15 protein-coding genes are annotated in these 22779 nt (G+C 45.2%); 14 read left to right on the top strand and 1 reads right to left on the bottom strand.

Going from position 1 to position 22779, the window contains the following annotated elements:
• Positions 1-17: 17 nt before the first annotated feature.
• The 13 genes from G9G54_RS22305 (at position 18) to G9G54_RS22245 (ending at position 20557) form a co-directional block, all read left to right on the top strand.
• Positions 18-9380 carry a non-ribosomal peptide synthetase gene (locus G9G54_RS22305; protein WP_165179655.1) on the top strand — a complete coding sequence of 3121 codons (9363 nt, stop codon included), beginning with the start codon at positions 18-20 and terminating at the stop codon, positions 9378-9380.
• Between the two features lie 12 nt (positions 9381-9392).
• Positions 9393-10646, top strand: a complete 1254-nt coding sequence (locus G9G54_RS22300) for an MFS transporter (protein ID WP_165179654.1) — start codon at positions 9393-9395, stop codon at positions 10644-10646.
• A gap of 171 nt (positions 10647-10817) precedes the next feature.
• Positions 10818-11921, top strand: coding sequence for a DNA alkylation repair protein (locus G9G54_RS22295; protein ID WP_165179653.1), 1104 nt, complete (start codon positions 10818-10820; stop codon positions 11919-11921).
• Between the two features lie 178 nt (positions 11922-12099).
• Positions 12100-13689 (top strand): acyl-CoA synthetase, encoded by a 1590-nt coding sequence (locus tag G9G54_RS22290; RefSeq protein WP_165179652.1) that lies wholly within the window; start codon positions 12100-12102, stop codon positions 13687-13689.
• Between the two features lie 47 nt (positions 13690-13736).
• Positions 13737-14969, top strand: a complete 1233-nt coding sequence (locus tag G9G54_RS22285; protein ID WP_165179651.1) for an aminopeptidase — start codon at positions 13737-13739, stop codon at positions 14967-14969.
• Between the two features lie 229 nt (positions 14970-15198).
• Positions 15199-15789 (top strand): TetR/AcrR family transcriptional regulator, encoded by a 591-nt coding sequence (locus G9G54_RS22280; protein ID WP_165179650.1) that lies wholly within the window; start codon positions 15199-15201, stop codon positions 15787-15789.
• An 18-nt stretch (positions 15790-15807) separates the two neighbouring features.
• A complete protein-coding gene (locus tag G9G54_RS22275) occupies positions 15808-16434 on the top strand; it encodes an HXXEE domain-containing protein (RefSeq protein WP_023988548.1) in 627 nt (208 codons plus the stop codon).
• Between the two features lie 120 nt (positions 16435-16554).
• Positions 16555-17250: a DUF4309 domain-containing protein gene (locus tag G9G54_RS22270; protein WP_165179649.1), complete on the top strand. Its 696-nt coding sequence runs from the start codon at positions 16555-16557 to the stop codon at positions 17248-17250.
• 150 nt (positions 17251-17400) lie between these two features.
• The gene (locus tag G9G54_RS22265; protein WP_069080840.1) at positions 17401-17928 is read left to right on the top strand and encodes a TetR/AcrR family transcriptional regulator; all 528 of its coding nucleotides are present in this window, start codon (positions 17401-17403) and stop codon (positions 17926-17928) included.
• Between the two features lie 213 nt (positions 17929-18141).
• Complete coding sequence (locus G9G54_RS22260) at positions 18142-18732, top strand: sulfurtransferase TusA family protein (RefSeq protein ID WP_023988551.1); 591 nt, start codon at positions 18142-18144, stop codon at positions 18730-18732.
• The gene (locus tag G9G54_RS22255) at positions 18729-19244 is read left to right on the top strand and encodes a DsrE/DsrF/DrsH-like family protein (RefSeq protein ID WP_165179648.1); all 516 of its coding nucleotides are present in this window, start codon (positions 18729-18731) and stop codon (positions 19242-19244) included. The genes G9G54_RS22260 and G9G54_RS22255 overlap by 4 nt, the downstream gene beginning before the upstream one ends.
• A 76-nt stretch (positions 19245-19320) precedes the next feature.
• On the top strand, positions 19321-19587 hold the full coding sequence (locus G9G54_RS22250) for a metal-sensitive transcriptional regulator (RefSeq protein WP_013310304.1): 267 nt from the start codon (positions 19321-19323) through the stop codon (positions 19585-19587).
• 289 nt (positions 19588-19876) lie between these two features.
• Positions 19877-20557, top strand: a complete 681-nt coding sequence (locus tag G9G54_RS22245) for a YetF domain-containing protein (protein ID WP_165179647.1) — start codon at positions 19877-19879, stop codon at positions 20555-20557.
• Positions 20558-20602: 45 nt separating this feature from the next.
• Here the strand turns inward: G9G54_RS22245 and G9G54_RS22240 are convergent, their stop codons facing one another.
• A complete protein-coding gene (locus G9G54_RS22240; RefSeq protein ID WP_238808331.1) occupies positions 20603-20953 on the bottom strand; it encodes a hypothetical protein in 351 nt (116 codons plus the stop codon).
• Between the two features lie 235 nt (positions 20954-21188).
• On the opposite strand from G9G54_RS22240, the gene G9G54_RS22235 reads away from it, so the two are divergent.
• Positions 21189-22349: a trans-sulfuration enzyme family protein gene (locus G9G54_RS22235; protein ID WP_165179741.1), complete on the top strand. Its 1161-nt coding sequence runs from the start codon at positions 21189-21191 to the stop codon at positions 22347-22349.
• The last annotated feature ends 430 nt before the right edge of the window (positions 22350-22779 follow it).

Raw genomic sequence — 22779 nt, 5'->3', positions numbered from 1 at the left:
ATTGAGGGGGAAATCCGATGAGTAAAAGGCTTGAAATCGAAAAAGTGGCCAATTTAACGCCTTTGCAGGAGGGGATGCTCTTTCATACAGTCATGGAGCCGGAATCACAGGCGTACTATGAGCAAGTACGAATGACCATCCGGGGTGAACTGAACCTGGAGGCTCTGCAAAAGAGCTTCGAGACTCTGGTGCAGCGTCACGAAACGCTTCGTTCGAATATTTATCATAAAAGTGCTTCCCGTTCGCGGCTCATCGTGTTTAAGGAGCGAAATCCAACGCTTCGTTACGAGAATCTGACGAATATTCCCGAGGCAGAGCAAGCAGAGGCCATTCGCAGCTACGCAGACGCAGACCGAAACCATCGTTACGATCTGAGCAAGGATTTGCTCATTCGTCTGGCTGTGCTTCAAACCCAAACGCACGTATATACGCTACTTTTAAGCTTTCATCATATAATTATGGACGGTTGGTGCCTCGGAATCGTTATGGACGAGCTGTTCGCGGCTTATGAAGCACTGAAAGCGGGTAAGACCGTACAACTGCCAACACCGCAGCCCTATACTGGCTATGCCCGCTGGCTGGATAAGCAGGATAAGGAGGCGGCGAAGGAATACTGGCGGTCCATCCTGAACGGCTATGATCAGCCAGCCGTGCTGCCAACCCTGCCAATAGCCCATCCGCTCCAGCCAGATACCGGGTACTTGCTGCATGAGCATAAAATAACACTCACGGATGAAACAACCCGTCAATTGCGGACGGTGGCTGAACGCAACGGAACAACCCTTAGCAGTCTGTTTCTGGCTGCATGGGGAGTGGTGCTTGGAGGATACAACCAAAGTGAAGACGTCGTCTTCGGCACCGTTGTTTCCGGCCGACCGCCGGAACTTGAAGGTGTTGAACAGATGTTGGGACTTTTCATTAACACAATACCGGTACGAATCAAATTGGATGCAGATCTGCCATTCTCAGGTCTGCTTCGTGAAGTGCAGCGCAGCGTGGTTCAATCACGGGCGTATGACTATTTTTCACTCGCTGAAATACAGTCCCAGTCAGCGCTCAAGCAGCAACTCATGGATCATTTTGTTGTATTTGAAAACTACCCGCTGGAGGATATGGTTGGCCGGCCTGATCTGAAGGAACGGCTTGGATTCGTCATGGAGGACGCCCAGCTGTCCGAAGAAACACCTTACCACTTCAACATCGAAGTGGAGGACGGAAGAGCGCTGAGCTTTATGCTGTCCTACAACAACCATGTCTACAGCGATGAAGGGATGACACGGTTAGCCGGGCATTTGGAGCATGTACTCGTCCAGATTGCACGTACACCAGAACTCCTGCTGCGGAACATTCGTCTGCTGACCGCTACAGAAGAGGCGGAACTCACCAATGTATGGAGCGGACCGATTGCCGACTATCCTACCGGAACATTTCATGGAATATTTGAGGCACAGGCAGAACGTATCCCGGAACAGACCGCTGTCATCTACGAAGATACTGCACTGACCTATCATGAGCTGAATGAGCAGGCCAATCTGCTTGCTCAAGCATTACAAAACCGCGGGGTCCAACGCGAACATCTCGTCGCCGTGATGCTTGAGCGTTCAGCAGACATGATTATCGCTGTGTTAGGGATTATGAAGGCGGGAGCTGCCTACGTACCTGTCGATCCGACCTACCCGAAAGAAAGAATTGCTTACATGCTTCAGGACAGCGGAGCTACGATTATGCTCACGCAGTCTTCCTTGACTGAACTATTGGCCGATGTGGATTTTGCGAGTGAAGTGCTGGACTTGCCAGCGTTACTTCAACAAGCTTCACAAGCGGAGCATTCCCATCAACAAGCGCCTATCTACGCACCTATTTATGATCCTGAGGCTTTGGCCTACGTCATTTACACATCGGGAACGACGGGCAACGCCAAAGGCGTGATGATCGAGCATCGCCATTACGTAAATACGGCGTGGGGCTATAGAGAAGCTCACCAGTTAAAAGAGTTTCCCGTCAAGCTCCTTCAGATTGCCAGTATGTCGTTCGATGTCTTTGCCGGTGATCTGGCCAAGACATTCGTGAACGGAGGCACCATGGTCATTTGTCCACAGGATGTGCGCAACGATCCTCCAGCTTTGGCCCAGTTTCTCGAACAGCACGAAATTACGACGTTTGAAGTTCCGCCAGCCTTGTTGACGTTGCTTATGGCCTACGTATATGAACACGGTACAGATGTCAGTGCCATGAAGCTGCTTACTACAGGCGCGGACAGCTTTGGCGTTGAAAACTACCGGACGCTTTTGAATCACTTCGGCGATACGATGCGCATCATGAATACCTACGGTGTAACCGAAGCGGCTATTGATTCCAGCTTTTATGAAGAAACAGCTGAACGTCTGCCTCCGTCAGGTATCGTCCCGATTGGAAAGGCACTGCCGAATCATAAAGTATATATCGTGGATGAGGCTTTGCGTCCGCTCCCTGTCGGCGTAGCCGGGGAGTTGTGCTTGGGCGGCGCTTCTGTGGCCCGCGGTTATTTGAACCGTCCTGACCTGACGGCGGAGAAATTTGTACCGAATCCTTTTGTAAAGGGAGAGCGTCTGTACCGCACCGGAGATCTGGCACGCTGGCTGCCGGATGGCAACATTGATTTCATCGGTCGGATTGACTTTCAGGTGAAAATTCGTGGCTACCGGATCGAACCTGGTGAAATTGAGTCGGCCTTACTCCAATTGGATGAGGTACGCCAAGCGGTGGTCACGGATAGAACGGATAAAACCGGACAAAAGTATTTGTGCGCCTACGTAGCAGGTACAACCGACAAATCCTTCTTGCGGACAGAGCTTGCCAAGCAGTTGCCAAGCTATATGGTGCCCGCACATATTATCGTGCTGGATCAATTGCCTTTGACCCATAACGGTAAAATTGATCGACGTGCGCTTCCAGAACCCGAAGATTTTGTGTTGACCGACGTCGAGTATGAAGCGCCGCAGAGCGAACTGGAGCAAACACTCGCTTCCATCTGGGAGGAAGTCATTGGTGTTAAGCCGATTGGTCTGCGCAACAACTTTTTCGAGCTTGGTGGTGATTCGATCAAAGCGTTGCAAATCGCAGCCCGATTGAACGCGAAGGGCCTCAAAATGGACATGAAGGATTTGTTCCGCCATCCGCAGATTGATTTGATTGCTCCTTATATAAAAAAAGTAATTCGGACCATCCCGCAGGGGGCGGTACAAGGTACAGTGGAGTTGACACCGATCCAATGGGAATTTTTTGAGCATCATCGAACAGAACGTCATCATTACAGTCAGGCTGTCATGCTCAAGAACCCCGAAAGATGGAACGAAACCTTGCTGCGAAGCGCCGTGGACAAGCTGACCACGCACCATGATGCCTTGCGCATTACCTTTGATGAACGTGAAAAAAAACCTGTCGCCTATAACAGAGGCACAGCCGAAGGTGAACACTTTACATTGGAAAGCTACGATTTTTCACATGCTGACCAGCCTGAGGAAGAAATCGCGCAGCTCACTGACGCGTTACAAAGCCGTTTTGATTTGCGTAACGGCCCGCTTGTGCGTTTGGCTTTAATCCGGCTACAGGAATCCGATCATTTGTTAATCGTCATTCATCATCTTGTCGTAGACAGTGTGTCGTGGAGAATCCTGCTGGAAGACTTGGAAACAACCTACCAACAGTTAGCTAACGGTGAAAAGCTACAGTTACCCGCCAAGACCGATTCCTACAAAGAATGGGCAACACGTCTGTCCAAGTATGCGCAAAGCGAACTGGCGCGTCAGGAAATCAGCTATTGGAATACGGTAGAAGCTCGTGAAATACTTTCGCTACCAAAAGATCATGAGGTTCCAGATAGCCTGATCCGTGACGGGCGCAGATCCGCAGTGACACTCAGCCGGGAAGAAACCGAAAACCTGCTGAAACACGCGCACCATGCTTACAATACAGAAACAAATGATATTTTACTGACGGCGCTAGGACTGGCTTACCGGGAATGGAGCGGACATGCTGAAATTGCAGTTCAGGTGGAAAGTCATAGCAGGATGGAATTGATTAAAGACATTGACGTATCCCGTACAGTTGGCAGGTTTACGTCCGTGTATCCGTTTGTGGTAAATGTGAGCAAGCCCGAAGATTTGGCCCATCAAATCAAGCTGGTTAAGGACAATTTGCGACGTGTACCCAACAAGGGTGTCGGCTATGGCATTTTACGCTACTTGACCGACAGGGAGCAGCAGGATAGGGCAGCTCTTTTTTCTGCCAAGCCACCTGAGATCAGCTTTAGCTTTGACGGAGAAGCCAGAGAAGGTACGACATGGCGTACCTCGCCACTATCCACGTTTGCTGGTACTGAAATCAACCCTCTGACTGAAAAAGCGTCCAGCTTTGATATTCATGGTGCGGTGACTGACGAAAGACTCCGCATTGTATTCGAATACAACGGACGTGAATATGAAGCATCGACGGTGGAGCGACTTACAGCCAGCTTTAAGACTCATCTGATCGAACTTATTCGCCATTGCTGTGCCAAGGATACAGCAGAACAAAGCCCGACGGATTTTACATATGGGCAATTGTCTCTGGACCAGTTTGAAAATATTGCAAATCGCTTATCAAATAAGGTGTTAAACCACCAAGTGAAAATTAAAGACCTCTATCCGCTATCCCCGATGCAGGAGGGAATGCTATTTCATTCCATACTTGATGAAAAGTCAGAGGCTTATTTCGAACAAACGATTATTACCATTCATGAAGCTATGGATACCAACCTAATCAGCCGAAGCTTACAAAAGCTGATTGAGCGATATGATATTTTCCGTACGGTATTCATGTATAAGGAGATGGATCGTCCGCTTCAGGGTGTACTGGAGGAACGATTAGCTGCTCCTGTCCATACCGAAGATGTGCGTAGTCTACCGGATGCGGAAAAGCACAGACGACTTCAAGCCATTTTACAGGAAGAGCGGCAGAGAGGTTTTGATCTGGAAAAGGGGGTTCTCATCCGGTTAGCGCTTGTACAGTGGGATGAGGACACCTCAAAGCTCATCTGGATCTCTCATCATATTATTATGGACGGCTGGTGCCTGCGGACGGTAGCCAAAGATTTTTTTGATATTTACACATCACTTCGGGACGATACTCCTTTAAAATTAGAGCCTGTCCATCCATTTAGCAGCTTTATTCAGTGGTTGGAAAGACAAAATAAAGAGGAAGCAGCAGCATACTGGAAACAATATGTGACTGATTTTGAAAATGAAACCGTCGTGCCCGGCTATACTCGATCCGTCGATCATTCGTTTCAGGCAGAGCAACTCATATGCACATGGGGAGAGCAGCTGACCCAAGGCATGGAACAAATCGCCAAACAAAACCGTGTCACCGTCAGCACCTTATTTCAAACCGTTTGGGGCTTATTACTACAAACGTACAACAACAGTAAGGACGTCATTTTCGGGTCTGTCGTATCGGGCAGACCTGATGAAATCCCCGGTATTGAAAATATGGTCGGATTATTCATTAATACCATACCTGTACGTGTTAAAAGCTCCGCTGACCTGCGGTTTTCCGACTTGCTTACGTCTATACAGGATTCCTTGATGGAGTCCAATCGGTATTCCTATTTTTCCTTGGCTGATATTCAAGCCCATAGTGTACTAAAACAAAATCTGATCCAGCATATTGTCGCCTTTGAAAACTTTCCCGTTTCGGAAGAACTTACGGGCCTGGAAAAAAATCCTAAAGCCCTCCGTGTTGGTGAAATAGAGGATATTGAACAGACCAATTATGATTTGAATGTAATCGTCATGCCTGGCCGAGAGCTGGAAATCAAATTTAGCTATAACGCGCTGACGTATAACAAAAATGCGATCAAACAATTGGCTGCTCACCTCATCCAAATGATGGAGCAAGTTATTCAAAACCCAAATATCCGGGTTTCGGAGATTGATCTTTTGACAGCGGAGGAAAAACAGCAGCTCTTGTTTGATTTTAATGATACACGGAGACCGTATCCATCGGACCACACCATACATCACGGCTTTGAATTACAGGCAGAGAAAACACCGGATGCAGTAGCTATTGTATTTGAAAATCGTGAGCTAACTTACCGCGAGTTAAATAAAAAAGCTAATCAACTGGCTTCGAAGCTGCGGAAACTGGGTGTTACGCCGGATACCATCGTAGGCATTTTGACTGAACGTTCACCAGAAATGATTATCGGTATTCTTGGTATTTTGAAGGCGGGTGGAGCCTACTTGCCACTGGAGCCTTCTTATCCACTAGAACGGATTATGTTTATGCTTCAGGATAGCGGTAGCGAAATTCTGCTAACCCTATCCAACAAGGGAAGACAGATGAACACTTTCGATTTTTCCGGTACTGTTCTGGATCTGGCCGACATCAGCTCCTACGACTCCGACGACTTCATTTTTTCCGAATCGACAACGGCAGACGATCTGGCCTATGTCATGTATACATCCGGCTCGACCGGGCGTCCCAAGGGTGTCATGATTGAACACCGGAATGTCATACGGCTGGTGAAGAACGCCAATTACATGCCATTTGCCGAGAACGAGCGCATTTTGCTGACCGGGGCGCTCGTGTTCGATGCCTGTACCTTTGAAATTTGGGGAGCTTTGCTGAACGGATTGCGCTTGTACATTGTACCGGAATCCGTAATCTTGGATGCTGTTCAGCTTGGTGAAGCGCTGAATCGATATCATATTACAACGATGTGGCTGACATCGCCCTTGTTTAACCAACTCACTCAGCATAAACCAGATCTCTTTGCTTCGCTAGAGCACCTACTGGTGGGCGGGGATGTGCTTTTACCTGGGATCATTAATACAGTGAGAGCACATTCTCCGGAGCTGAACATTATCAACGTCTATGGCCCGACGGAAAACACAACATTTTCTACTTATTTCCCGATTGATAAGGAATATAATCGCATTCCTATTGGTCGTCCAATTGGCAATTCAACTGTTTATATTTTGGACTCTTCAAGCAGGCTGCTGCCTATTGGTGCTCAAGGAGAAATATGTGTTGGCGGGGATGGTCTGGCACGTGGCTATCTGAACAGGGATGATCTGACCCAGCTAAATTTTGTCCCTAATCCATTCATTCCGGGCGAAAAAATGTATCGGACAGGTGATTTGGGCAGATGGCTACCGGATGGCAATCTGGAGTATCTCGGACGGATAGACCAGCAGGTTAAAATCCGCGGATATCGTATTGAGCCTGGGGAAATTGAAACCCAGCTCATGAGGCATGATGCAGTTCAGGAGGTGCACGTAGCCGTAAAAAGCACAAACGATGGTCAAAAAACGCTCTGTGCTTATATCTCAACCGACGTACCGCTATCTAAGAGTGATATGAAGACCCATTTGACTGGCCAGTTGCCGGATTATATGATTCCTGCCCAGTATGTGTTCCTGCCAGCGTTTCCTCTGACAACGAACGGTAAAATCGACCGCCAAGCATTGCCTGAGCCAGAAATGACCAGCGGTTCCGATATGGAATACGTTGCTCCAAGAAATGAAGTGGAACAACAGTTGGCGGACCTGTGGCAAGCAGTGCTTGGCGTTGAAAAGGTCGGCATTGACGACGGCTTTTTCGAGCTTGGAGGTCATTCATTGAAGGCCATTCAACTGGTATCCAAAGTACAGGAATCGAACATTCCGCTGGATATACATCAATTGCTTCAATATCAGACGATAAGAAGCTTGTCTGATCTTTTACAACGTGGTGAAGAGGGCGGAGTGAACGCGGATACGCTCATTGCGAAAGCTCAGGAGGTTGAGCGGGCTATTACAGAAGCGTTTGGTGTACAGGTCTTGCTTCAGTCCGTATCCACCGATAAGCAAAACTATTTGTTCCTGCAAGTAGAGCCTTTTTGTGTAGAACAAGTTCAGGCAATCTCTGAATTTATCCAATCTTATATCCATCCAGACCTGCACCCGCATTATATCGTTCGCTGGGGAACCGACGAACCAGATAGAATTCTCGGAGCTACACCGATACACGAAGAACAAGAAACCTTACTTAAACAACAGGCCGATGTATGGCTTGCCAGCATTGCTGAGTTAAATACAGAGTGGAATACCAATATACTAAGTCTGAATGCTATTGGGCGCTATCCGCTTGCACCAGCTCAGCATTACCATTTGCAACATTTTACAGGTTCGGGTATGGCTGTGCAGTTAGATAGCTACTTGGACACCGAGCGTTTGACCGTAACAATTCAGCGGCTTATTCAACGCCATGAATTGCTAAGAAGCGTACTTGTTCAATCGTCCGGAGCATGGGAATGGGAGTTGCGTCCAGTTCCAGAGCATCTTTCTTTACCGACTGTTGATCTCTCGGATCAGCCGGTACAAGCACAACGCAGGCTTCTTTCTTCCATTGCCTCTAACCTATTTTTAGAACCTTATGAACTTGCACAGTCGCTGCAGTACCGGATCGTCCTGATTCGCTTAAATTTGCGGGAACATCTGCTATTGCTCCCTTGCTCGCACATCATTTTTGATGCTACGAGCAGTGACATCCTGCGCAGACAACTCCTTGATGAATATCATCGTCCGCAGCAGACGGCACATGCGACAGAAGAGGTGCAATACGGGGAATATGTAAACCATATCCGCCAAGGCCCTCAAGGAATCGGGGATCAGGAAATCAGCGAGCAATTCAAACTCCAGACGTTTGGTGAGAATAATGATCGTATCCATGTGCTGACCGAAGAACGCAACTATGCGGACACTACCAGATATCGTTGGGAGCTGAATTTAAGCGACATTTCAGAGCAGCACAGCGCTGCGAATATGTGGGATATTTCGCTTCAAATGGCTGTACGTTTTTTCAGCAGCTATTTCCAACTCTCTGATGTTCCGCTTTGGCTTACTAATTATGGAAGACAATATGGCGACCGAAACTATTTTGGAACCGTAGGCGAGTGTATTGATCATATACCCGTTGTACTGCAGGAAGATGACACTGAATCCTATGAAAAGAGTATCCATACCCACCTGGGCTTTGCTTCACGCTATCATTTGAACTTTTTCAATCTGATCTTCAATGCTGAAATGGAGAAAGCTTACCCGGTATCCAGCAGCATTTTGAAAAAAGGACTTGAACAGCTGCCTATCGTATTCAACTATTTGGGTGAGGGACGAGAGGATGCAGAATTGCTCGACAATCTGCATACCGAAGGCACACAGGCCAATGTCAACAAGGTTATTTTCTTTGAGTCAGAGCATGTAGGGGATATTCTGAAAATCTCACTTACCATTCCATATCATGAGAACGACCAGTATATCCATCAAATCTTCCAGACTGCTAGTGACAGGCTCTTGAATGCTTTGACCATTTTGCAGTAAGGAGATGAAGATGTGAATCTATTGTTTAAGGATAGCCGTTTTATCCGTTTTTTTGCATCTCGTACTTCTGCCAATATCGCAGACAGCATTTATTCTATCGTCCTGCTGTATTTTGTTCAGCAATCGACACAGTCGGTGGCGATGACCAGCTTCACGTATACGGCCGTATCTGCGGCGTCGATTTTTAGCTTTCTCGTAGGTCCTTTGGTGGACCGTTATTCACCGCCTTTGTTAGCCAGCATCGCCTTGTTTACGCAGGCTGTGCTCATTTTGGCCGTCCCGTTTCTCATTCAGAACGGGATGGTCAATCTGGTCGCTATCCTTGTTATTGTATTCATTGCATCCTGCTTCTCCACACTCTTTTATCCGGCCAATAGTAAAATGCTGCCGCAATTGATAGGCTCGCCGGATTTGATTGTCCGGGCGAATTCCATGATTTCGTCGACGGATCAGGTTATTAATATTGTCGGATATCTGGCTGGAGCCTCGCTCATCATCGCAATGGGGATGAAAAATACTTTTTTTCTAGCCGGCGCGATGCTGTTTCTGGCAGGCTTTGTATATGTCAGGCTCAACAAGCAAATTGATGCTCCTCCGGTGGAAGACACGAACGGAAGGAGTTCGCTAAAGATCGTGTACTATCTGAACGAATTGAAAGAAGGGTATCTTTTTGTAAAACGGCACACCTTCCTGAGAATTATGCTTCCGTTCTTTGCGCTGACAAACTTTTCGATGGCGATCTTGGTCATTGCCATGCCTTCTATCGCAGTATCCTATGGCTCGCCGATCTATTACAGCTTGCTGTATGTAGCCTACTTTATCGGTATTTTCATCGGTTCCTTTCTGGTCAGTGTACTGAAAAAGAACGGCATTACCATCGCGGTTTCCTGGGTAGCTATGGGGCTGGCAATCTATGTGTTTTCCATTGTGCCGGAGATGTGGATGAAGCTGCTGGCAGCTCTGTTATTAGGCGTTTTTACAGGCATCATCAATGTACTGCAAACGTCTTTGATTCAAATTATTACACCGCTGCCGTTACTGGGACGTGTTACAGCCTTTCTTAACACCTTGTCGAGCGCGGCTCTGCCATTAGGGGCCTTGATTGGAGGGGCGTTAGCTTTACGGTTTGCTCTGAGTGAGGTCCTTTTTTTCAGCGGACTGATTACTGGATTGTGCGGATTGGTTATGTTCCTGGTCAAGGATATTCGCCAGTTTGAGATTCCATCAGAGGAGATTGGAGGAGTAGCCCCTTTCCACAATTCATAAGCCACGCATGCAAAATGTCAGGTCCTCATCACAGGGTCTGGCATTTTTAGTATGTCTGGCTTCGCTCGTTTAGGCTGACTATTTTGGCGCTGGTGTTGGAGCGCCGTTTATGGTTATCATAGACGAAGATATCATTCGTAGTTTACATTCACATATTAAAGGAGATATATAATGGCCGAGCCCTTAAAAAATATGTACACGGAGAATTTTCTTCAACAATTCGGTGAAAAAGTACAGTCTGCGTACATGCCGTTCGATACCATCGGATTCATCCATCAAGTGATGGATGAAAATTGGGATGAACTGGAGCTAAAAGAACGAATACGGCGTATTTCGTTTACATTAGGGTCATTTTTGCCCAGCAATTATAGAGAAGCTTTGGATATTCTTTTTGCTATAGACGAGCATTGCAGTGGTTTTCCGTACTTGTTTTTCCCCGATTTTGTGGAGGTGTATGGGCAGGGAGAAGAGCATTGGGACCTGTCCATGAAGGCACTGGAGCGCTTCACATCTAAATCTTCTGCGGAGTTTGCCGTGAGACCCTTCCTCCTGCGTGAACCAGAACGGATGATGCAGCAGATGACGACCTGGGCGGGACACCAAAGTGAACACGTTCGCCGTCTTGCCAGCGAAGGCTGCCGTCCAAGGCTACCCTGGGGACAGGCATTGCCTGTGTTTAAGCGCAATCCTGCTCCAGTATTGACCATATTGGAATTACTGAAGGCCGATCCATCACTATATGTACGTAAAAGTGTAGCCAACAACCTGAACGATATTGCCAAGGATCATCCTGATGTGGTCATTGCTACGGCTCAACGGTGGAAAGGGACACATCCTGACACCGACTGGATTGTGCGTCATGGCTGTCGAACCTTGATTCGCAAATCCATCCCCGAAGTGATGGCAATGTTTGGCTATGCGGATGAAACAGACGGGGCGCCGTTAGTCACTGAAGCCTCTTTCAGCACAGCCCCTGCCTTGCTAAGGCTCGGTGATAACTGTGAGTTGAGCTACGCGCTTCAGCTTCGAGAAGGTGACCCAGTACGAGTCCGTATCGAGTACGGCATCGATTTTGTGAAGGCGAGAGGACAAGTCTCACGTAAACTGTTTTTGCTATCTGACAAAACGGTCCCTGGAGGAACCCGTCTTACAGGTACACGGACACACCGTTTTGCAGACCTGACAACTCGTCGCCATTATGCGGGAGAGCACCGGATTGCGCTGCTCGTAAACGGGCAGGAAGCAGCTTTTACAATGGTAGAACTCCAGTTGTAGAATCACGATAGCGGTGAAGAAAAAGAGCCTGAAATCAGGCTCTTTATTTTTATCGTTCGCTTTACCAAATTTATTTTTTTCCAAAAAAATGATTCTGGTATTAGAACCTGGTACTAAGACGTGTTATACTACAGTAAGAAAGTGGATCTCATCTTATGTATAAAGGGGAAGGTATAATTTGACAGATCAACAACAATGGCTTGCGCCTGAATATTACAATATGACTTCGGAAATGGAACACCATGATACTGGTAAAACTGCACTCAAGTGGCTGAGTGAGACAGGAGAATACGAAGAAATCACCTACGGAGAGCTGTTGAAAAAGGCTAACCGGCTGGCTGGAGGACTCGCAAATCTGGGATTTAACAAAGGTGACAGGGTTCTGGTCGTAGTACCACGGCGTATTATTGCGTATGTAATTTATCTGGCCTGCTTGAAGCTGGGGCTTGCTGTCATTCCATCTTCAGAAATGCTACGTGCCAAGGATATTGCATATCGTCTTCGCCATTCGGAAGCGCGTGCAGTCATTGCCTGGACGGGAGTAACAAGCGAAGTGGACAAAATAAATGATGATTTGCCTGCTCTGGATTATCGTATCGTGGTCTCCGGGGACGACACGGCAGATGTATCTGGCTGGCTCGTGCTGAATGAACTGATGGATGGACAGGGAGATACTTTTGAAGCTGTAAAGACACACCGTGACGACATGGCCATTCTGGCCTATACATCGGGCACCACGGGAAATCCTAAAGGTGTTGTACATAGCCATGGCTGGGGATATGCTCATCTGCGGATAACATCACCATGGTTGGATATTCGAGCTTCAGACGTAGTATGGGCTACAGCTGCACCAGGATGGCAAAAGTGGATTTGGAGTCCGTTTTTATCCGTACTGGGGAATGGAGCGACGGGATTTGTATATAATGGTCCGTTTCGTCCGGGTCGCTATTTGCAGTTCATGCAGCAGTACGGAATCCAAGTGTTGTGCTGTACGCCGACAGAATACCGGATTATGGCGAAAACGGATGGTTTGGATCAATATGATCTATCCCAATTGCGCAGCGCAGTTTCTGCGGGAGAGCCTCTCAATCAGGAGGTCATTAATAAGTTTCAGGAGCAGTTCAACATTACGATTCGTGACGGCTACGGTCAAACAGAGAGCACATTAATTATTGGTAATTTAAAGGATGCACCTCTGCGTACAGGCTCAATGGGCAAATCTATTGCACCGGGACTCGTTGAGGTCGTAGACGAGGATGGCATTCCGCTGGCTCCGGGGCAAGTGGGCGATATTGCGGTACGCGCTGATCTGCCGGCATTATTCCATACGTATTACCATGATCCAGAACGCAAATTAGCTAGTGTCCACGGAGATTATTTTGTTACGGGAGACCGGGCTCGCAAAGATGAGGATGGATATTTCTGGTTCGAAGGACGTGGGGATGATATCATTATCAGTTCTGGCTATACCATTGGTCCTTTTGAAGTAGAGGAAGCGCTTATGAAGCATGACTCCGTGCAGGAATGTGCTGCCGTAGCCAGCCCTGACGAAATCCGTGGACATGTTGTAAAGGCTTTTGTCGTACTCAAAGCTGGAGTAGAAGGATCACCAGCGTTAGTGAAGGAACTGCAACATCATGTGAAAACATGGACGGCGCCTTATAAATATCCACGAAAAATAGAGTTTATTCAAGAGCTTCCTAAAACTAGCTCGGGCAAAATACGAAGAGTGGAGCTGCGTGAAATGGAGAAGCAATCCGTACTGTAGTGATGAAATCATTCAATATAATCAAAACGGAACAGGAGCGTGGAAAAATGAGTACATTTGAATCATTGTTGGAGCAATACGCAGAACTGGTCGTAAGAGTAGGGGTTAACATTCAGCCCGGACAGGCGTTTTTGGTAACTGCACCACTGGAAACTGTTGAGTTTACACGCCTGATTGTCAGCAAAGCCTATGAAGCAGGCGCTAAATATGTACAGGTAGAGTTCGAGGATGATTCCATTACACGTAGTCGTTTTGAACATGGTGACGAAGCCAGCTTTGATTACTACCCTGCTTGGAAGGCAGAAATGATGGAGAAATTTGCTGAAGAGGGAGGAGCCACACTAACGATTAAAGTGCCGAACCCTGATTTATATCAAGGCATTGATCCACAAAAGGTTTCTCGTGCGACCAAGGCGGCGGCTACGGCGAGAGAAGGTTTTTCCAAATATACCCGAAATCATAAAATTAGCTGGTGTTTGATTAAAGCGCCGACGAAGGCTTGGGCCGATAAAGTATTTGCTGATGTAGCAGAAGAAGATCGTATACGTGTCATGTGGGATACAATCTTCCAAATGAATCGTGTAGATGGCTCTGATCCTATTCAGAATTGGCAGAAACATTTGAAAAACCTTGAACAGGTACAAGACAAGCTGAATCATAAAAAGTATAAAAGCCTCCACTATCGTGCACCAGGAACAGATTTGAGAATTGAACTGGCTGACGGACATATTTGGCGCAGCGGTGGTGGTGAGAACGAACGCGGAGATTACTTTGTCGCGAATATGCCGACAGAAGAAGTGTTCACGATGCCTAAGCGTACAGGTGTGAATGGTCATGTCACAAGTACCATGCCACTCAATTTAAATGGACAACTGGTGGATCGCATAACGTTTACCTTTAAGGACGGTAAAGTCACTGAATATACAGCAGAATCCGGCGAGCAGCATTTGACTCATTTGCTCACTACGGATGAAGGGGCCAGCTATTTGGGAGAAGTTGCACTGGTGCCGCACGATTCACCGATTTCCAATCTCAATCGCATTTTTTACAATACAGGTATTGACGAAAATGCCTCCTGTCACTTGGCTCTAGGCAGTGCGTATCCATTTAATATGGAAAATGGCACACAAATGAACCGGGAGGAGCTGCTCCAGAACGGTGCCAATGTCAGCCTGACTCATGTGGACTTCATGATCGGCTCAGCTGAGCTGGATATTGACGGCGAACTGCAAGACGGAAGCAAAGAAGCCGTGTTCCGCAAAGGAAATTGGGCTATTTAGGCCTTTTTTCAATCTCCATTCAATCGACCCGCAAACGATCTTATTCGTTTTGCGGGTTTTTCTATACCTAAATCTCAAATCGCCCCTTGTTTTGTGAAATATAAAGTGCTAAACTGAGTTCAAACAGTAATTTAAACAACGTTTTAATTACTGTTTGAAAAGTCATTTACATAAAATCGTCCCATTTCATTCATCCGTTATGATTGGACGAAACAGGAGGAGGAAAAACATGAATCACCCAGACAAAAAACAACAAACCAAAGAAAAAATCTTAGACACTACGCTGGAATTTATTCAAAAGGAAGGTTTTGAGGCGGTTACAATCAGAAAAATTGCCGACCTGTCTGCTACTAATATTTCATTAGTTAATTATTATTTTGGCTCCAAGGAAAATCTGCTCAGTGAAGCTATTGAAGTGATATTAAATGGCTTTCAGCACACCTTTTCTATTTTGGACAATACAGCGATGCCCCCCCAAGATAGACTGAAACAATTTTTACTTAACTATCTACAGGTCATTCGTCAATATCCAGAGCTTCTTTCGCGAATTATTGCCATGGGCAGCACGCCCTTTACATCTCAACAGGAATACGGAAGGTTTTTAAACATAATGGGATTTCCAAAGGTTCAGAGTACGATCAAGGAGCTGACAGGCGAGCAACAGCCGGAGCGCTTGTTAGCGATGATGCTGCAAATATTCGGAGCTATTTTTCTGCCTGCACTGATGAGTCCGATTCTTGAATCAGGGGCAGCTGTGGAAATACCTTCAATAGAGGAACAATTAAATCTGCTGTTTGAAAGATATTTTGATCAAAAATAAATCAGAGGGGTGACTAATATGAATTTTTTAAGAAAATATTGGCAAGATGCAGGGGCTATAATCGGTGTGGTTGTATGTATTGTTTTACTTATGAATCCAGCTATCCTTTCGGATATAACAGGCATGTTATGGTTGAGTTTTGTAGCTATATTGTTTCATCAATTTGAGGAGTACCGCTGGCCTGGATATTTTGCTGGTTTATTTAACAATGTTATGTTTAAAAGTGATACACCGGATCATTACCCCTTAAACACTCAATCAGCGATGATTATCAATGTGGCAATTGCCTATGTGTTTTATCTGCTCCCTGTATGGTTCCCGCAAGTAGTCTGGCTTGGACTCGCACCAATTTTTATGGGATTCTTTCAGGTCGTTTGGCACGGTATCGTTGTCAATATTAAAGCAAAAACTTTATATAATCCTGGCTTGTTTACGGCACTTCTCCTGCATGTTCCAGTCGGAATCTGGTATATTCATGAAATAGTACAGCGAGACATCCCAACGGCAATAGACTGGATTGCGGGTACGATCTACTTTGTTTTTGCTGTATACATCTTCATCATTAAAGGGAATATATGGTTGAAGAAGAGTGACTCTCCTTACTCCTTTTCTAAACAACAGCTGGGAGCTTATGGTCGTAAATAGGGTATGTTAGAAAATCATCAATGTCCTTGTTTACAAGTTGGAAACAAGTAGAGGTATTCCGGAAATGAGGTTCGGTTACACTTGGTTTGTACCCAAGAACAAGGAAAGAGTGATCTTATAATGAAGCATACACATCAATCTTATGATCGTAAAAAGTTGGCTTACAAGCTAATCACCACTAGTGCTTTATTGGCTATAGGTTTTGCTGTGATGACAGGATGCAGCAATAGCGGGGAGGAAAAATCAACTGCTCCTACTAGAGCAGAAACAGTCACACCCCCTGCTAGTTCTACAGATCAAAACACGGATCTCAATACTAATGGGCAAGGCTCAACCTCTACCCATCAAGAACCTGCCAGTAGTACAGCTTCATCTCACGGTAAACACAGCTCCGCAGCTGCTATACTCAGCGCAGCCAAGCAGGGGACCTTACCGAATTTGCCTAAAGGTCTTGGCTTGGGAACTAGTAGCGATTTGTTATTTGAGCTGTGGGGGAAATCCGAGTCAGGTTCTACAGGTCCTATGAGAAGCTATGCTAAGTATCATACAGACATCATGCTGGATGGAAGTGATAAAGTTACAGAAATTACATCTTCCGATCCAGACTATAAGAAGTTGCTTATCAAACAAGTTGTTGACGAATTGGGCAAACCTACGGAAACCGTTGACACCTCTAGAGACATACCTGACACAGCAGAAGCTAATTATACGATCAATAACACATCAGGACTTAGTTATTATTTAGTATTTTCCTATCAAACCAAAACGCAAAAGATCAATTATATACGATTATATTTCAACTCTAAAACACCATAATTGGATGTATATAACAGAGTCGTTTCCGTCAGAATTGCGGAGGCGACTTTGTTCAAACTCATTGCATTTTTAGGTTATGTCGTTTATACTAATTTGTAATTGATTAATCACTAATCAGAAAACTGTGCTAAATAAAGGGATGAAAAAAACATGGCTAAAGCTACGTCAACCTCTATAAATCGCCAAAAGGAAATCATATCTGCTGCCATTGAAGTGTTTGCAGAGATGGGCTACTACCGAGCTACAACAGCCAAAGTTGCGGAACGGGCCAATATTTCTCAGCCTTATGTCTTTCGTTTTTTCGCTACCAAGGAAGCGTTGCTTGTTGAAGCCCTGAAGGTTTCATTTGCACGTATCATAGACTCTTTTCACAGAGTCATTCATTCGGCCTCATCTGAACAGCTCGAGCAAGAGCTAATTGCAGCCTATTCGCAAATGATGATGGAATACCGCAATGAAACACTTTTGCAAATGCAGGCGCAGACGATCCGCGAGGATGAGATTGTAAGCGTGATGCAGCAAGGATTCCGTGAAATTCATACGACGGTTTATGATGCTTTCCGACGGGCAGGTATTGAACAAGCAATGGAAAGAACGATGCTTTTTCTCGCCAGAGGTATGCTGTGTAATATTTCGATGTCGCTGGATCTGCCAGAACTGATGAAAAAAGACGATTAATTTGGGTTTATGCATTAGAGTCGCGTTTTTGCGCGGCTTTTTTTGCTTTTAATTTTATTTTGTTCAAGACATGATTTCATTTGCTTCTGAGAAAAAACGGCCAAATAAGTTGACAAGAGAAGCGAGTCTCGTTATTCTAATACCCATAGGGGTATATGTATAAAGAGATTTAACTAAACTAAGTCCCCTCAAGAAAAAGGCGGAGGTTATAGAATGTCATCAACTAACAATATCCAAGCAGATCATATTCTTGATTGCAAAGGGCTAGCTTGTCCTATGCCTATTGTAAAAACAAAAAAGGCTATGAATGAGCTCGTTCCCGGAAAGATTATAGAGGTTCAGGCGACTGACAAAGGTTCATTAGCCGATTTTCAGAGCTGGGCTAAAAACACCGGACATCAATATTTGGGCACCCTCCAAGAAGGAGATGTAATGCGACATTATTTACGAAAAGCAAATCCGGCTGAAGTGAAGAAGGAGCAAATATTTTCTTCTACGATAAGCCATGAAGAGCTACAAGCAAAATGTTCTGGAAAAGAGAACTTCATTTTGCTTGATGTTCGTGAACCCGCTGAATTTGCGCTTAAACATATCCCTGGATCTAAGCACATCCCTCTTGGCGAACTGGAGAACAGACTTTCTGAGCTGAACTTGGAAGAAGAGATCGCAGTGATTTGCCAAGCTGGAGCACGCAGTGAAATGGCTTGTCAGTTCTTAGTTTCCAAAGGCGCTAAAAAAGTCAAATCTGTGCTTTCAGGCATATCCGAATGGGCTGGAGAAACTAAGGGAAGCGAATCCATATGAGTACGACAGCAGGAATTTATACAAATAATCAAGAACATGTTCAGTCCAAAACAACGATTGTATTATTCAGCGGGGAGCTGGATAAGTCGATTGCTGCATTCATTATTGCGAATGGAGCGGCAGCATATGATCATGAAGTAACTATTTTCTTTACTTTTTGGGGGCTAAATACGCTGCGCAAGGATGAAATCGTGAGCACCAATAAGGGAATACTCGAAAAAGCCTTTGGCTGGATCATGCCTCGTGGACCCAAAAAGCTTGCACTATCCAAAATGAATTTTGCCGGACTCGGTCCACAGATGATCAAGCATGTCATGAAAAAGCACAATGCGCTTTCCTTGCCGCAGCTTATAGAGTTGGCACGAGAGCAGGGGATCAAGCTCGTCGCCTGTACCATGACCATGGATTTGTTAGGGCTGCAGCAAGAAGAGTTAATCGACGGTTTGGAATATGCTGGTGTAGCCGCCTACTTGGGGGATGCTTCGCAGGGCAAGGTGAATCTATTTATTTAGGGTATCCTATTTATTTTTTTGGTTTATAATATACCTATACGTGTATATGGTAAGTCAAAAAAGGAGTGCATTACTTATGGATTACAATTACAGTGATGAACTGAAAACGCGCCTGAGGAGGATTGAGGGACAGGTGCGTGGGGTACTTCGTTTAATGGATGAAGGAAAATCGTGCAAAGACGTCGTTAGCCAGTTATCTGCTGTACGTAACGCATCAGATAAAGCGATTGCCCAAATTGTAGCAGAGAATCTGCAACGATGTATATTGGAAGAGCAAGAGGCTGGAGGAGACACGGATAAGCTGGTTAAAGAAGCGATTCAGCTTCTTGTGAAAAGTAGATAATCCTGACTCCAGAGTCCAAGCTAGCGGGCAATGATGTCACTATGCACAAAATTACGGGAGCTGGCATATTGCCTTTAACCAGCCACATATATTGGACGTGGTTAAGAGTTTTTTGATAAACATCTGAAAGATTAAGATTATTTAATAGCCGTAATTAGTAAGTTCGCTGCCTCTAGTTGGTAGCGGGCTTTTTTAATCGAACAATTTTAGGAATAAGCCTCTGTTTATGCTGAGGTAGACAGGTGTAAATAACACATAAGGAAAACAACTTCTTCCGGGAGGCATACTTATGGAGGTATTTGTTACGATTGGTGTCAAATTGACCATCAGCTTTTTTGGCTTGTGGATCATTACTTTTATTACAGGTCGGAAAACACTCAGTCAGTTAACACCACTCGATTTCCTAACATCATTGGTGTTAAGCGAAATTGTGGGAAATACGTTATATGACGATAAGGTAACCATTGGGCAGCTATTGTTTGCTTTGGCACTATGGTGCGCGCTGGCCTACTTTTTTGAAAAGGCGACGACCCGTTTTGTGAAATTTGGCTATATGGCAGAAGGTCGAACAGTGCTGCTCGTGGATAAGGGCCAGGTCAATCAAGAGATGCTTGAAAAATATGATATAGAATTCACACAGTTGCTCTCCATGCTGCGCCAGCAAAATATTTTTTCTCTACGTGAGGTCTGGTATGCCACGTTAGAGACGAACGGTTCATTGTCAGTCATGCGCAAACCCGAATACGAGCCACCCGCCGCTCAGGATATGGGAATAGATGCACAGCCTGATCTTTTTTCTGTTACAGTCATTGATAAAGGAAAATTCCTGAACGAATCTATGCGTGGGAAGTCAATCGATATTGAAGAGATTAAAGCAAAAGTGCGAGAGCAGGGATATGATAGTATCGATAAGATTGCCTATGCAGAGTTTAGCGAGGATGGAACACTTTACATCGTGCCGATGAAATAGAAAAAGCACAATAAAAGAGGCTAAATTACGAAGCGGGCTGTTTTTTTAGCTCGGTATTGTTCTTTCTAATAATGAAGCAGCAGTAATTCTTTCAAGCTTCAAAGAAGCTGTGGAGGCCATCTCTGTAATCAAGCCCTCCATTAAATCAGAAAGCAAGTTTTGGTCAATCAGTCCTTCAATATAACAAACGGCAAATTGGCCGGCATGGGTAGGACTTTCGGGAAAATCACGAATTATAAAGTCAGAGCTTTTCCCAAGTTTTAATTTGAGCAAAGATAGAGTATGTGCTAATGATGGATTTATGGGTTCTGAAGAGGCTTGCTGTTTGGATTTTTCGATATCCTGTGTGTACCTTTTTCCAGGTTTCAGAACATTTCTAATCCAACGTGTTAACACATGTGAACCCCCTCTTTTTTTGATAAAGCATATCTTTGCCCTGTAACCCCAAAATATACGTTATTTTTATGAATTGGATACTTAGTGAAAGACATTTGGAAGCCTCATAATTCTCCGAATTTCGCAATCAACCAGCACAGGGTGCAGAGCAGTTTGACTTATAGAATATTTGGGTCCCGGATTGAGGAGACTACCTCTTATGGGTTTGAAATTTTTTCAGAAAGTGGTGATCAGTTTGAGTTTCTCGGATGATCAGCTTATCTGTCTCCGATTTGAGGGCGAACTAGGGTATTTTGCTAAGGCTGCTGCTCCTCCTATTTATGAGACTGCTCCATTTTTCTTTGATACTTACGAAGATTATGCTGAAGCAGCTAATAATGAAAAGGAGCATTATGTCTATTCGAGGGGAACCAATCCTACCGTTCAGATTGCAGAGCAAATGATTGCTGCGCTGGAAGGTGGGGCGGACTGTAAGTGCTTTGCTTCCGGAATGGCTGCTATCAGCGCCGCGCTAATGTGTAGCTTGTCCGCAGGGGACCATCTGATTTTGGTCGGACACATATATGAGACCTCCGTCAGCCTAGCCCAATATTTAAAGAGGTTCCATATAGACTATACAATCGTACATTCGACTTCTACAGAAGCAGTCGCTAGTGCCATCAAACCGCAGACCCGAGCTATTCTTATGGAGTCTCCTACCTCATTCACATTCGATATGGTAAATATTCAGGAGGTAACTGCGCTTTCCAAAGAGAAGGGTATACGCACAATCATAGATAATTCATGGGCTACACCCCTTTTCCAAAAACCATTGGAATGGGGCGTAGATATCGTTGTTCACTCCGCATCCAAGTACTTGGGTGGTCATAATGATTTAATTGCAGGGGCAGTGATCGCTTCTAAAGAGATAATAAACCGTATGTATGCTGAAGAGTATGAGTTGATTGGCGGCTCGTTGGGCCCTTTTGAAGCCTGGCTACTCATTCGGGGGCTAAGAACACTCCCGCTCCGAATGGAAGCCCATCAGAGAAATGCTTTGTTGGTTGCTCGTTTTCTATCAGATCATCCGGCCATTTCCAAAGTGAATTATCCCGGACTCCCTTCTCATCCACAACATGAGCTCGCATGTAGACAGCTCAAAGGCTATGCCGGATTATTCAGTTTTGAACTAAAGGATTCGACTTATGAGGATATATGTAGAGTGATCAATAAACTGCGACTGATCCGGATCGGTGTATCTTGGGGGTCCATGGAGAGTCAGGTGATCTCACCAAACTACGGCTTCAATAAGCAGAGTCTAAAAAAACAACACATGCCTGAATCGCTTATCCGCTTGGCTGTAGGGCATGAGCCTGCTGAACTTTTGATACAGGATTTAGCTACAGCTTTAAGCTAAACGAACATTTCAGGATTTTTATCATAAAAGCTAAAGCAGTAGCTCATCCAATACATAAAGAGCTTCTGCTTTTCTGATTTATGACGTTTATACCTGATCAACTCTGCACTTCAAGTAGGAGTAAGAGAGTTTCGGTTATTACAGGTAAATCATCGTGTGTTTGGAGTATTTTAATAAAAACTACACCGTGTAGAAATACAAATTAGCAAACTGGTAAATATTACAACTTGCCTGATAGGTATACACGTGATAAATTATATATCCAGCCAGTTAAACGGCTGTTGATTTGATCTTTGAAAACTGAACAACGAGTGAGTAAAACGGTTTTGTTCGCAAAATCAAACAAGAGATATTTTTATCTCGTCAGTTTCAACATGAGCTTATCGCTCTTTCTATAAACCAACTTCGGTTGGTCTTTAATGGAGAGTTT

It is taken from the genome of Paenibacillus sp. EKM212P, assembly GCF_011066115.1.
GTDB classification, from domain to species: domain Bacteria; phylum Bacillota; class Bacilli; order Paenibacillales; family Paenibacillaceae; genus Paenibacillus; species Paenibacillus polymyxa_B.
The sequence above is the reverse complement of the archived record's forward strand: the minus strand, read 5'-3'. Positions and strand labels throughout refer to the sequence as shown.

What these genes read in the sequence shown, in the direction of transcription:
- G9G54_RS22265 (WP_069080840.1), top strand. Translation starts at nt 17,401, where the DNA reads ATGGCTAAAGCTACGTCAACCTCTATAAATCGCCAAAAGGAAATCATA.
- G9G54_RS22280 (WP_165179650.1), top strand. Translation starts at nt 15,199, where the DNA reads ATGAATCACCCAGACAAAAAACAACAAACCAAAGAAAAAATCTTAGAC.
- G9G54_RS22250 (WP_013310304.1), top strand. Translation starts at nt 19,321, where the DNA reads ATGGATTACAATTACAGTGATGAACTGAAAACGCGCCTGAGGAGGATT.
- G9G54_RS22260 (WP_023988551.1), top strand. Translation starts at nt 18,142, where the DNA reads ATGTCATCAACTAACAATATCCAAGCAGATCATATTCTTGATTGCAAA.
- G9G54_RS22270 (WP_165179649.1), top strand. Translation starts at nt 16,555, where the DNA reads ATGAAGCATACACATCAATCTTATGATCGTAAAAAGTTGGCTTACAAG.
- G9G54_RS22255 (WP_165179648.1), top strand. Translation starts at nt 18,729, where the DNA reads ATGAGTACGACAGCAGGAATTTATACAAATAATCAAGAACATGTTCAG.
- G9G54_RS22275 (WP_023988548.1), top strand. Translation starts at nt 15,808, where the DNA reads ATGAATTTTTTAAGAAAATATTGGCAAGATGCAGGGGCTATAATCGGT.
- G9G54_RS22295 (WP_165179653.1), top strand. Translation starts at nt 10,818, where the DNA reads ATGGCCGAGCCCTTAAAAAATATGTACACGGAGAATTTTCTTCAACAA.
- G9G54_RS22245 (WP_165179647.1), top strand. Translation starts at nt 19,877, where the DNA reads ATGGAGGTATTTGTTACGATTGGTGTCAAATTGACCATCAGCTTTTTT.
- G9G54_RS22305 (WP_165179655.1), top strand. Translation starts at nt 18, where the DNA reads ATGAGTAAAAGGCTTGAAATCGAAAAAGTGGCCAATTTAACGCCTTTG.
- G9G54_RS22285 (WP_165179651.1), top strand. Translation starts at nt 13,737, where the DNA reads ATGAGTACATTTGAATCATTGTTGGAGCAATACGCAGAACTGGTCGTA.